Origin of the sequence: Bradyrhizobium arachidis (assembly GCF_015291705.1) — a bacterium.
GTDB lineage: Bacteria > Pseudomonadota > Alphaproteobacteria > Rhizobiales > Xanthobacteraceae > Bradyrhizobium > Bradyrhizobium arachidis.
Window position 1 is genome coordinate 2368960 of sequence record NZ_CP030050.1, and the last position, 12373, is coordinate 2381332.

Annotated in this window: 10 protein-coding genes and 2 pseudogenes; 6 read left to right on the plus strand and 6 right to left on the minus strand. The window is 56.6% G+C overall.

What is annotated here, in order from left to right; translation table 11 throughout:
• Positions 1-17: 17 nt before the first annotated feature.
• Together WN72_RS46865 and WN72_RS47820 are read right to left on the minus strand one after the other, a co-directional pair.
• Entirely contained in the window at positions 18-281 is a 264-nt protein-coding gene (locus WN72_RS46865) for a hypothetical protein (protein WP_244553831.1), read from the minus strand.
• 113 nt (positions 282-394) lie between these two features.
• A pseudogene (locus WN72_RS47820) lies at positions 395-703 on the minus strand (hypothetical protein); the annotation flags it as partial.
• Between the two features lie 340 nt (positions 704-1043).
• Here WN72_RS47820 and WN72_RS47825 point away from each other — a divergent pair.
• Positions 1044-1115, plus strand: a pseudogene (locus WN72_RS47825) (hypothetical protein); the annotation flags it as partial.
• Positions 1116-1172: 57 nt separating this feature from the next.
• Here the strand turns inward: WN72_RS47825 and WN72_RS10930 are convergent.
• On the minus strand, positions 1173-1541 hold the full coding sequence (locus WN72_RS10930) for a hypothetical protein (RefSeq protein WP_143130671.1): 369 nt from the start codon (positions 1539-1541) through the stop codon (positions 1173-1175).
• A 674-nt stretch (positions 1542-2215) separates the two neighbouring features.
• On the opposite strand from WN72_RS10930, the gene WN72_RS10935 reads away from it, so the two are divergent.
• The 5 genes from WN72_RS10935 to WN72_RS10955 all read left to right on the plus strand — a co-directional run bounded on the left by WN72_RS10935 (position 2216) and on the right by WN72_RS10955 (position 7490).
• Positions 2216-2554 (plus strand): helix-turn-helix transcriptional regulator, encoded by a 339-nt coding sequence (locus tag WN72_RS10935; protein WP_027562245.1) that lies wholly within the window; start codon positions 2216-2218, stop codon positions 2552-2554.
• Complete coding sequence (locus tag WN72_RS10940; RefSeq protein WP_092217510.1) at positions 2544-3824, plus strand: type II toxin-antitoxin system HipA family toxin; 1281 nt, start codon at positions 2544-2546, stop codon at positions 3822-3824. The genes WN72_RS10935 and WN72_RS10940 overlap by 11 nt, the downstream gene beginning before the upstream one ends.
• 165 nt (positions 3825-3989) lie before the next feature.
• Positions 3990-4235 (plus strand): hypothetical protein, encoded by a 246-nt coding sequence (locus WN72_RS10945; protein ID WP_143130672.1) that lies wholly within the window; start codon positions 3990-3992, stop codon positions 4233-4235.
• 789 nt (positions 4236-5024) lie between these two features.
• Positions 5025-5663, plus strand: coding sequence for a hypothetical protein (locus WN72_RS10950; RefSeq protein WP_167380967.1), 639 nt, complete (start codon positions 5025-5027; stop codon positions 5661-5663).
• A 588-nt stretch (positions 5664-6251) separates the two neighbouring features.
• Entirely contained in the window at positions 6252-7490 is a 1239-nt protein-coding gene (locus WN72_RS10955; RefSeq protein ID WP_167380968.1) for a tyrosine-type recombinase/integrase, read from the plus strand.
• 705 nt (positions 7491-8195) lie between these two features.
• On the opposite strand, the gene WN72_RS10960 is transcribed toward WN72_RS10955, so the two are convergent.
• The 3 genes from WN72_RS10960 to WN72_RS10970 form a co-directional block, all read right to left on the minus strand.
• The gene (locus WN72_RS10960; RefSeq protein WP_092217514.1) at positions 8196-8438 is read right to left on the minus strand and encodes a hypothetical protein; all 243 of its coding nucleotides are present in this window, start codon (positions 8436-8438) and stop codon (positions 8196-8198) included.
• A 438-nt stretch (positions 8439-8876) separates the two neighbouring features.
• Positions 8877-9191, minus strand: a complete 315-nt coding sequence (locus WN72_RS10965; RefSeq protein WP_092217515.1) for a recombinase family protein — start codon at positions 9189-9191, stop codon at positions 8877-8879.
• A 722-nt stretch (positions 9192-9913) separates the two neighbouring features.
• Positions 9914-10102 (minus strand): hypothetical protein, encoded by a 189-nt coding sequence (locus tag WN72_RS10970; RefSeq protein ID WP_194389417.1) that lies wholly within the window; start codon positions 10100-10102, stop codon positions 9914-9916.
• Between the last annotated feature and the right edge of the window lie 2271 nt (positions 10103-12373).

Consider the following 12373-nt stretch of genomic DNA (forward strand, 5'->3'; position numbering starts at 1 on the left):
CGTCGCGGCGGTTGGCATCAAGCTGTCAGGTCTTTGACGAAGTCCTTCTCGTAATAGCTCTTGGCTTCGAGCCCGAGAAATTTCGAACTCGGTTCGGGATTTCTGGCGATCGTCTGCAACTCTTCGATCTGCGGTGGGGTTGCAGGCAGGAATCCAGCAAGCCTATGTGCTCGCTCGACTTCTCCCGCATATAATGCGGTGCGCTGAGACCACTGGAGCTTGAGCTCCTGCTCGAAGCGGGCGTCCATGTACGGACGTGCAATAATGAGCTCTGCCAGCAAATTGGCATCAAGAAAGGCTTAATTCCCTGGGCGGTGAGGTCCTTGTGAGACCAAGCATCGCCAATGAGACACGCTCCGGTGTCTGACACGGCGCGGATGAACGATTGTTGATTCAACGCCCTTCGGAAGCCCTCACAGAGCGTGGCCTGGAGCGGGAGCGTGACGAAGTTTGCTATTCGAGTTGCCGCTTCGCGCAGAAAACGTTGGGGACCAGCCTTGAAACTGTCGAAGAGAGCCGCCGGTCGCTGAATGACGTAGATCATGTCTCCGTCTGTGGTGGGAACACGGGGTACCCCACTCGTCCACAAGCATGTAGCAATCACTCTGGACCTTATTTGGTACATACTTGTAGAGCGTGAAGTGATCGAGTGATGAAACATTGAGTATTGGACCTGGAGCCGCGATGCCACGCTCGACATCATGCCGTCGGCGGCTACAAGGAAACGGGCAGCCACCGTCCGACAAGAGCCTCGGACAGACGCGCCGTGCGAGTCGACTTTCCCGTGCCCGGTGCCCCCAGTACGCCGAGCTTAATTGTCCCGCTCGGCGGGCCTGGCCGAAATCGGTCTAAAATATCGTTGAGACTCGTCATACCGGCATTTTTTCTACTACACGTTAGATTAGAAACATGGCGTCCAAAAAGCAAATTGTCGCACGCGCGCTAATCCCGGACTCGTTGGGACGGATTTTCGTGTAGAAGCGCACAATGAGCCGTCGCCTCTTCCCGGTTGCTGGGAGCTCGTCGGCGGTCAGGTTGATGAAGGCGGAGACGTGTTCGCTGCGCTGAACCGAGAAATCGAAGAAGAGACTGGTTGGAAACTAGGACGATCATAGAAGAGCTCACCGTCAAGCCTTGGTCCAGCAACGGAACGGAGTACGAGGAGCGGCAGTTCATCGTGACCGTTGATGGCGAGCTTGAAAGGACGATGTGCCTCTTTCCCCGTAGAGCGCGCCAGAATGAATCATGTTCAACGTTTGATCGATCAAAGCGATACGAGCATTTAGCGAGGGCGCGCAGGCGTGCCAGGCCTTCTCAACGCGGCCCTCGAGGATCCGGTGGTCCGCGTTTGCAACCGGCTCGATAAACGTGCGAATTTCAGCCGGCGAAAAGCTGAAATACGCCGGAATGGCGCCTTTCATCATGAGCTTTGCCTTGCCGTCCGCGGCATTACATTCCGAACAGACGAGCTCGCGAGGGAAGCTGGATACCAAGTGTTCGACGGTATCGGCTATTTCTCCACATCCTGACGGAAGATCCACGGTCCAGCGGTCCCCGAACAACGTGCGACCTCGACGCCCCATAATAGTCCCGCAGGTGATCGTGATGCTCTTCCAAATTGGCGAGCAGAATACCGCGACCGGAAAGGCGGAAGAGTATCGACTTTGCTGCGCCGGCAAACGGGACAGAACCAATTCTGTTCGACAAGAGCCCAATTCTGATTGAGGTCGAGACCCTTCGCACCGAGTCTGAGAACGGCAGCCTTGGTTTGGCTGCTGCTCCATCTTCCATTTCGGTCTGGAAAGCAGGATTCCATTTCATCGTCGGGCAGTGTTGAAGGGCGCCAGAAGGCGAGTTCGACAAGCTACATGCGGCTCGGTCCCCATTCGAACTCAGGCTCAATTTCAAAGTCGCCGGATTTGTCTGCCGTTTTTCAATCGTTTGCGTTCATGCTATGTTCGCGAGGTCGATGCCGCAATCTGTCGCGCCTTTAGATGCGAAAAATCTCCTGTGGGAAGCTTGGACGAGGCAAGCTCTGTGCTTGAATGGCGGTCCTCGGCAGCTCCTTGATAATTTCCCGTTTTCTGTGGAACCTAGATGATCCATTAATGGACCATAAGGGGCTCATTTGGGCTTTTTATGAACCACCCAGTTGGCTTTTGCAGTTTTGGTCTATATATGATCCACGAGCGGCGAGACGATCTATTTATGAACCATGGCTAAGATCCATCATCCCATTTCTGCCTATGCCGCCGATGCTGCGGTGCTGCTTGGGCAGCTCCTGCGCAAGGCCCGCATCGAACGGAAGATGAGCACGCTCAATGTCGCGGAGCGGGCAGGGATCTCGCGCGGGCTGCTGCGGCGCATAGAGGCAGGCGACCCGCGATCCACAATTGGCGCTGTCTTTGAGGTCGCCGCGATTGTCGGCGTCAGGCTGTTCGACGTCGAGCAGGCGACAATGTCTCAGGCGATCGAAAGCAATCGCGAAGTCATGACGCTTTTGCCTAAATCCATTCGTGCCCGGCGGGGTGAAGAGGTCAAGGATGACTTCTGATCCCAAATTCACTGAGGCCTATGTCTGGACTTGGCTACCGGGCCAGACGAAACCGGTTGTTGCAGGACTTCTGTCGGCGCGTGGCGAACAGCTCCTGTTCAACTATGGACGGAGCTATATCGAGCGCAAGGACGCCATTGCGCTTTACCAGCCCGAATTGCCGCTGCGGAGCGGAATCCTTCCGCTTCTTGCGGGTCTGAACATGCCGAATTGTATTCGCGACGCCGCTCCCGACGCCTGGGGCCGGCGCGTGATCCTCAATCGCAAGTTCGGTGCCCGTGAGAAGGAGATTGACGCGGGCAGTCTTGCCGAGCTGACCTTTCTCCTCGAGTCAGGGTCGGATCGCATCGGCGCGCTCGATTTTCAAGCCTCGCCCTCCGCCTATGTCGCGCGTGAAGGCGAGGGCGCCTCTCTCGATGAGCTCTTGAATGCGGCGGCGCTCGTCGAACAAGGAACGCCGCTGACGCCCGAGCTCAACCGGGCTCTCTTCCACGGTAGCTCCATTGGCGGGGCGCGCCCGAAAGCGACGATTACCTCCAACGATAAGAAATTCATCGCGAAGTTTTCTTCGCAAACCGACCTCTATAGCGTGGTGAAGGCGGAATTCATCGCAATGCGCTTGGCCGCGGCGGCCGGGCTTCGCGTCGCGCCTGTGAACCTTCAACGCGTGGCGGGCAAGGACATCCTCCTCATCGAGCGCTTCGATCGTGCGAAGGCTACCGACGGATGGTACCGCAAGGCCATGGTATCCGCCCTAACATTGCTTGAACTGGACGAAATGATGGCCCGTTACGCCAGCTACGAACAGCTGGCCACGACCATCCGCCACCGTTTTACGGAACCCAAGGAGACGCTACGGGAGTTGTTTTCGCGCATTGTCTTCAACGTGCTCTGCGGCAACACGGATGACCATGCCCGAAATCACGCAGCCTTCTGGGACGGCACGAATCTGACGCTCACACCTGCCTATGATATTTGCCCGCAAAGCCGCACGGGCGGCGAGGCGACGCAAGCGATGCTTATATTGGGCCAGGATCGACACAGTCAGATTGCGCTCTGCCTGAAAGGCGCGCCATCGTTTCTTCTCAACGAGGCCGATGCCGTCGCGATTGTCGTGCATCAAATCAAGACCATCAAGGATCGCTGGTCGGCTGTTTGTGACGAAGCCGCGCTTGGACAAGTGGATCGAAACTTGTTTTGGCGCCGCCAGTTCCTGAATCCTTACGCCTTCATTGGCGCGCCGCAGGCCATAACGAGCCTGATCAGCTAGTTCGATCGGAGACCAAACACATGAGCGACAAACACGATCGAAGTCTTCCAGGATCTCTCGATCCTTGGTCCCGAAACCAGGCGTGCAGAGCTGCGGGAGGCGCTTATTGCCGCTACAGCAACGCCATGGGAGCGTGGGATAGACGCCGAGAAGGACCTTAGTCGCATGGCACGCGGCGACGATGTCCTCGTCTTTCAACGGCAGAGCGACAAGAGCCTGCCTGCGGCCAGGCTCACGCTCTGGTCCCGCGAAGGCGGGTATACGATTACAAATATCGTTCCAAGAGAGCTCGACCGGCTTACTTACGCGCAATACAATGGCCTCTTGCAAGAATTCGAACGCCTGATCGCCAAACCAGCAGCCTTCGACCGGCTTCGTCGTAGAACTCTCTTCTCCCCGGCAGTCCCTTGAAGAGTGGGTCCCGCCTGAGGCGGCTAAGGCGCTCGAAGCTTTCTCGGATTTGGCGAACAAATCCACCGGCTCATCGCATCCGCTCGACCAACAGCGCTGGCTCCGCTTTTTGATCCTGGCGCATTGCAGCGCGCAAAAAACCGGACGGCGAACGGTTACGCCGCAGGTTAATGGAGGTCGAGGGGGGACGAGGACCATGCCTTGTAGCTCGTCATTGAATATGAGTTCGGGCTCGATTTGCTGAATGCCTATGATTCCCAGCGCGCGTGATGGCTTTTCCAGTCTCCGACATCGTGACGCGGGGCCGGCGGTGCTGTGCCTCGGCACGTGCATTAGCGAGTCTGATGTTCCTTGCGATACCAGTACCAAGAACTCAGGAATGAATTGATTGGGATGACGTTGCGATCATCACTGACAATGGTTTGGAGATTCCGGGCAATCCCGTCGTAACGGGCTCGCAATTCGGCTTCCGGCATGCGACCGAGATAGGATGGACGCGGTAATTCGAACTCCCAAACATCCGGCTCATAGGATGAGGCTGCTTGTCCCCACGATCGCATAGCCTCGTCCCGCGGAAGGGAGGTCGGCAGGGGCAGAGACGGGATTTCGGACATGACAATATCACTCTCTTGAGCGCCATCAGCGACACGTCTTATAGCCGAGTCGTTCTGTGATCCTGTCGTCGGCTGTTCGGGGAATTGCCGAAATTGAGGACCGTTGTCGTCGGTCCCGATAATCCCACTATCAGCTGCAAATCGGTTAGGATGCCGGCCTGCGGGGGCCTGAATCATGAAGACTTTTGAACAGATATTTGAAGAATTGATCGAAAGGGCCTTGGAAGCGCATCCTGATCTAACTGAGCAGGATATCGCCGGGGCTTCGGCCAACTTGCTGTCGCAGTTTATTCCAGCTGTCGCGCGCGATATGTGCAAGGATCTGAAGCGAAGGATGCCTCAGCTTCTTGCGCGCGCCAGAAAATCGGACGCAGGTTTCGAGAAGAGAATTTTTAAGCGATGGCGCAAGCCGCTCGATCTTCTGGAGCTGCATCAGCGGGTCCCAGGTTCGAGGCGCCATGTGCCAAGCCTACAAATCAACCACTTACGACCTGCTCCTTGGAAGAGAACTTTCAGTTGGACGGGTGCTGCGCCATCCGATCCATGGACCTCCCAACCGCGCGAAGCAGTGCGTCTTTCCGTTTCATCGGCGAGCTTTTCGTTTAACGTGTTGATGCGCTCGAGGCGCATCCGTATTTTGCAAGGCCTTCCATTCGTCATAAGGCGACCGCTGCGATTCAACCGTGGGCTTGAGCCCGGAGAGCCGGTCAAATGCTGCATCTATAGCTTTCCTGTCCCACCGATGTGTTCCGGGAATGGGTCCCGGCATAATCCCCGCCCAATCCAGTCGTTGAAAGCTGATAGCGTTTCATAACCGGCGTAGGCCGCGGCTGCTCTTTTGACATCCCGCGAGGTGGGATCATTTGATCGTCCATATCGTCAACGAGTTCCTTGGTCCAAACGTCCCTAAACTGCGATGGTAGGTCTGCGTGGGAATCGGCTCGACAGTAACTTTGGATCCATAACTAATTGCCTCGACCATAGCACCCTACGCTTCATCCGGAACGGCCCGTTCTTGAATCGTGCCGAGACCCGAGTGTGAGCTTTACTGATTCCCTACCGCTGTTGTCGTCTTTACTTATTTGTACGATTTTACGCTCGAGTGCGCGATAGAGGTGGGGCTGAGCTTGCCCACGGAGTAGGTCTCCGCGACGAATGTTGCAGCACGAGTAAGCTTCCGCTCTACAATATTCGATAAGGCGTCGATGACAAATCGAACGCAACCTGAAATTACACCCGATACCCCTCTTCGCCTTGCTGATGCCGTGAAGATCGCGTTTCCTTTGGGAGGAATGACGGTCGCGGGCTTACGTCGCGAGCGCGATCGTAACCGATTGGTTATTGAGAAGATTGCCGGCAAGGAATTTACAACGCTGGCTCATATCGGACGGATGCGAGAGCTATGCCGCGAAGAAGCAAGGGCGCCAGACTTCAGCTTAAGGCCGCCCGCCGAAACAAGAGGGGAAAGATCACCCACCAAGCAACCTGGATCATCAGAGACAACGGCCGGGATGTCGGCACAGGCTGCGCTGCAGATGAGATTGCGGCCGCGGAGGAAAAACTAAGGGATTACATAAGCTCCAAACATACCCCCAAGCGACGCGTCCGCCACATAGACGATATCGCAATCGCGGATGTCCTCTCAATTTATTTGGATGCACAACTGGACAAGCTTCGCTGTCGTTTCAACGCTGATTGCGAAAATGAGGACACCATCCCCGATATCCGCAAGTTCAAGAAACGAATAGAACGATTAAACGAATGGTGGGGAGCAAAAATGCTTGGCGAGGTCAATGGGGAGGCATGTCGCTCCTACACCAAGTGGCGCGGCAAAAAGGGAGGCGCTCGGCGAGACCTTGAAGACCTACGAGCTGCGATTGGCCACCATGCAGCCGAAGGATTTCACCGGGAAATCGTGAAGATCTCACTACCAGAGAGAGGCCAGCCTCGAGACCAGTGGCTGACGCGCAGCGATGCGGCCAAACTGATTTGGACGTGCTGGCGCTATCGTGAAATGCAGAAGGGCTCGCGTCGGCCGACCGACGACCTGAAGGTCCCGACAAGCAAGCGTCCGCTACGCCATCTTGCACGGTTCATTTTGTTGGGGATCTACAGCGGAACTCGTGCTGGAGCTATCGCAGCTGCATCTCCCATTCCCGCGATTGGTCGCTCTTACGTCGACTTAGAGCGCGGCCGCTACTACCGCCTGAAGCAGGGCAGCGCGAAAACCAACAAACGGCAACCCACCGTGCCGATCCCCTTGCGCTTGCTCGCGCACCTGCGGCGCTGGCACCGAGCTAGTCCAGAGGCGAAGCATTTCGTGGAGTACAATGGGAAGGCTGTGACGTCAGTCAAGACTGCATTCAAGAGTGCAGTCAGGCTCGCAGGCCTCGGCCCGCGAATCTCCCCTCACACTTTGCGGCACACAGCTGCGACTTGGCTCATGCAGAGAGGTACGGACCCTTGGCAGGCAGCTGGCTATCTTGGCATGTCGCTAGAGGTCTTGCTCAACACCTATGGTCATCACCACCCCGATTTTTTGTCCGATGCCGTGGAAAAAATCACCAGTCGAAATCCGGCTGGGGAACGAAAAGCCCACGTATCTGGTGCGGTGATTCCGATCCGGCGAAATGGCGCCTGAATGAGTTACGGACTTTTTTGGTGAGCCCGGCAGGGCCCTCAGACTCTCAATTTATCCTTGGTGTGCGACGAAGTGGGCAACTTGCGCGCTTCAAGCGAGTTCAGGGGTTTTCGCGACACTGTTACCAACTTTTTGAGCCACAGGTCCGGGTTAACCGCAGCAAAGGGCTGCTTCGCAGCTCGTCGTGTAAGCCTAGGGCACAGCCACGACTGCTTCGCCTTCGGCGGCAAGCCAAACCGCACTGGCTTTCCCGCAAGACGCACCAGGCTGATCAATTCGTAGGCGGCCGTGAGTGAGCCGGAGTGACGAACCACTGTGCCACACGAAGGCAGGTCAGAGTCCTCATCGATAAGTCGGGCTGAAACCCGGCCCTTTTGTTCCGCTAGCCGCTTCAGTCCAACGAGGATGTCTTCTGAGCGATACCATAGACGGGCGCGCTGCCCTTGAAGTCGGGGCTGACGTCCAATGATCGCCCTGCCTTCCTCCTTCCGCTTCAAGACGGCCTTCATGACGTCGGAGGCCGTCCGGGGTGGCAAGTCCGCCAAGGTCCTTGCATTCGTACCGAAGGGCTTCGTAAAATGGTAGGCGCTCGGAGTAACACCGTTCTGGTCGAGCAGCGTCGCCGATATGTAGCCGTTCTGCTCCTCAAGCTGGCGCAAGGCCTGTAGTAGGCTCACCTCCGTCCAACGAACGCCATGATAGAATTCATCGCACTTGGCGTCTTTTCCTGCCCTTCCACAGACGCTGCTGAATTTTGCTGCGGGATAAAACAGGAAAGCCGGCCTGTTTCATTGCTGCTGTCCTTGAGCCGAAGTAACGGCGAATGAGATTATTGGACGGCAGGTCGGGCGCGCCATCAATGAGACCGGTGGTGATCTGCCCGTGCTCAGCATAGAGCTTCCGCAAGCCGGCCAATATCTCCTTCTTGCTCCAATGCAGCGCATTCATACCGAACGGAGGTATCGGCGGCGGAGTCTATCCAATGGCCTCATACGCCCTTCGGAGCGAACCGAAGTAGCTGAGGATGGTTTCCGGCGCCGGGACGGCAATCGAGAGCTTCTGGCGCACGTACATCCGAAAAAAAGTCGCCTAATCACCTCAAGTTATTCCGGTGGTCCTGGGATGACCATGACCTTGTCGGTGGTGAGCGCCTTCCTTTCTCCACGTTGCAGGACCTGCCGAGCACTCTGCTCAGCATCGACCAACAGACGACGGAAGCCGTAGATCAACGTGCCGCCCGTCGATATCTAATTGGGCCTGCTGGCGCTTACGGGGCATTTTCTCGGAAAGTTCGCGGCTATATTCTCCAGCCATCACCCGTTTCAGATGTTTGATGATGGTGGTGATGGAAGTCACATCGTCACCGAACGGTTCGCCGCAGTAGCATCACGCGTACCCCAGCTTGCCTGCAAAGGAACTCATAGTGGGCGGCCTGGTCGGGATTCTGAAAGCGGGCCCATCTTTGACGTCAACAACCAGGATCGCTTCGAATTTGCGCTGAACCGCCAGTGCATCGCTAACCAGATTCTTGAGTGCGTCGCGGCCTCTTAGCGACAGTCCACTTTTTCCGGCGTCGATGTATGACGCCACAATTTTGTGTCCGTGCTGGCTCGCGTACTCGGCAATTGCATTCCGCTGATTTGCAGTTGAGTAGCGCTGGTTATCGGAGGACATGCGCAAGTATTGGGCGGCTCGCAGCATCCCCCAGGCTCCATGAGCGTAGGCGAATCAGCCGCTGCAAGTGAGAAAAGGGCTCAGCAGGCGTCCAGCTTGAACAGACTTCGGGACACAATTTCTAGCTAAAGAAGAATCTGCACGCGCCCTTCGTCAGCGCTGATTGACGGCCTGGGGTTGGGCGACTCCGAATGACATGGTCTGTTGCGGCGCCGGTTGCCGAAGCGGTGCGCTTTCCGACGCTTGCTTCTGAAAGGAGGAAGTCATTGCAGGCCCATCCGCGCGCGGTCATCGTGCTTTGCCACATCGTCATGGCCCTGAGATCGATCATTTGCGACGCTCGAGATGGGCGCCAGGTCTCTGGTTACCAATGCCGACTCGCCTGGAAGGACTCACCCGCGAGCGCGATGGTGCATAAAGGCAATGGATATAAGCGGTGGCCTACGCGCGTTGCGCAGCATCTCAGTTAAGCGTCGACGAAAGGCAGTTGTAGGCACCCCGAGCTGCGCGCTAAGGAGCTTCGAACGTTCGCTTTCTTCCTGATCGTCGCCTACTTCCCGTTTTTTGAGCTTAGCAAAAACAACGCGGCTTCCGGCCACCAGTGACGATGTGCGGCCATCGGCGCGCTTGGAGGGCTGGATTCTCAACATGGCCGGATCGGCAATCAAGCGGCGATTTGCCAGGGAGCAGGGAGGGCAAGAGTTTTCCGAAGGAGGAGCCAGGCTAAACCGCTTCTCTCTTGGGCGTTCCTAGTGGTCCTGACGAAGTTGCCGCTCAATGTCGATTGCTTGATCTGCATTGCGTGCTCGCTTGAGCAAGGCATTGCGCTCGTTGCCGGGAGGCTTTCCATCTGCCCGCTCACGCATATCCTGTGCAAATTGCTCGAGTCGCATTTCCAGAGAATCCGTCTGCTTGAATCGCCGTCGCTTCAATCCCATCGCATGTTCCTTCTGCTGATGGGTATTGATTGTACGTCCGCGTGCAGATCATCGCAGGAACATAAGTTATTTCGGACTTAGACCTTTGAACTATCAAGCGCCTTGCGAATCTGCGCCGATGTTGTCCGAATCCAGCCACTGACGCCTACGGGCAGAGCCTTGGCCGGTGATGGTGCGGTAGGTAGCGCACAAAGACCTTAGTTCCAGCTTTAACTTCTAAGGAGCCCCCGGCGCGGGGCATCTTTGCTGCTCCTCCCTTGTAAGCGCATCAAGCCGATCCAATTGACCCGCCAACCCGGTAAGGCTCCGAGCTATGTTCTTCGTCAGGAAGGCGCGGTCTGGGGAAGTGTTGGGGTTCTGGGAGAGGGCTCTGTACTGACGTGCAAACTCTAAGCAATGCGCGGCGGAAATCATCTTGCCTCCGAGGGCCATAAAAACGATCAAAACGTTCAACCTTCGGCTTAGTTCCATGAATGAGAATGACTATAGAATGCATCTGTCTCGGAAGGCAACGCCGTCCGGATCGTCGCCAACCCGGACACAACGGAAGCGGGAGCCCCGGAAGGTCGGCTCCCGCGACTGGAAAAATAGAACTTGCCTCAACCGATGGCGATCCAGTTTCAGCGTACGCCCCGCTCCCAGTTTCATTGAACCCTGCATCGCCACGGTCGCCAAGACCGCACCGGTAGAGCCGGATTGGGTCTACGAAATCAAGCACGACGGCTAGCAGCTCTTGGTGCGAATCTTCGCAGCTGGGACGTCAGCCAATAACTCATCTCAAAGGGGGCTTGTTGCTCGCCCATGTGATTCGCCTCTCTTTTAAGTGGGATCAGATCGCGAGTTCGGCATCAATAACATGGATTATGCCGAGGGCGGCTTGGTAGCACCGGGGTCGTCAAGACACCCATATTCAATACGCGCCGATTACCCGCGACTAGGGCGGTGGACAACTGTAGCGGACCGCCTAATGTTGGGGATCGCTCCTGTCGGCCTCTTTGCGGTCGCGACCGAGGCGTGCACCGTCAATCGCGGGTTCAACGTCGATAGATGGTGGTGAACAAGCCATGCCCCGGAGCACAAACCGTAACTTGCCGAAGTCCGCAGACCTATTTGTTATCAAAGAAGAGCTGATGACTGGGCGCAGGATTGTTGTTGCTGCTTCGGCCGGGCCGCGCCTGAGTGGTCGGATCGGTATTATCGTTGGCCAAGGGGCAACGGCGACTCAGGTCAAAGTGCTCCTCGACGGAGCCAAGCGCTTTGTAACATTGCACGCGCGCTACGTTGACCTGCTCAAAACACGCTCTTAGTCGCCGGCTACCGCGACGCCATTATGAGTGTAACACCGGCGAATGTACGAGCGGCAAAAATAGGCGACGGAACTGTGCGAAAGTGAACAGGGGTGCTTTTCGCCATGTGGGTAGGCTCGCGTCTGCTTGGCGCAACCCGGACCCCACAGCGGCCCGGCCTACACCCGCAAACGCCTCCCCGGCCGGGGCTGTCTGGCGGTTTAATGCTGAACAATGTTGCTCGTCTGAGGCCTGGCGGCCACTGGCGCATCTCGAAGTCCCGGACTTTAAGAATTGCCGGATCCCATGAGATGGTTTCGATCGGAGTTGCTGCGAGACACTCCGGATCCGCTAATCGGCCACTTGACCGCCGTTTTAGAGGATGATCCGGAAAAGTGCGCAGCGGTTTTTCGAAAAGATCATGCTCAAACAATAACCTAAAGCGCGATGACGATTCATCCTGATCTCATCGCGCTTTAGGTCCAGCGCTTGGTTTCCACGACATAGCCGTCTGCCATGGCGGGGAGGTCGAAGCGGCGGTCGGGAAGCACGAAGCCCCGCGCTCCAAATGTGCATGGCGGTCTGCGGCACCGCTGATGCGAGCATTAACCCATTTGCCTCTGCGGGAACCTAGGCTACCGGCCTGTGTTGTTCGGCTAAGCGAACCGGAGGTTGGGTGATGAGCACCGAGACGACGTTCGTCTGCGATTGTTGCCTACGGAAAGCGGATAATCATGTTGGTTGGGCTCATATCAATGTCAATTGGGCCGATCGGGATCAGCAGGTCATGCCGGACGAAGTCTGCGATCTATGCGAAATCTGTTGGAGCCCACTGCAGCAATTGCTGAAACAGCAGCTTGAGCAACATGCTCGAAAGCGAGGTGCATAAACACGCAGATCATAGGATTCAGATCTCAAAAGGATTGAACGGTCAGCACAAATTGTCGGCCGGAATGCAGCGATGTGGCATGTTCATGATGTCTCT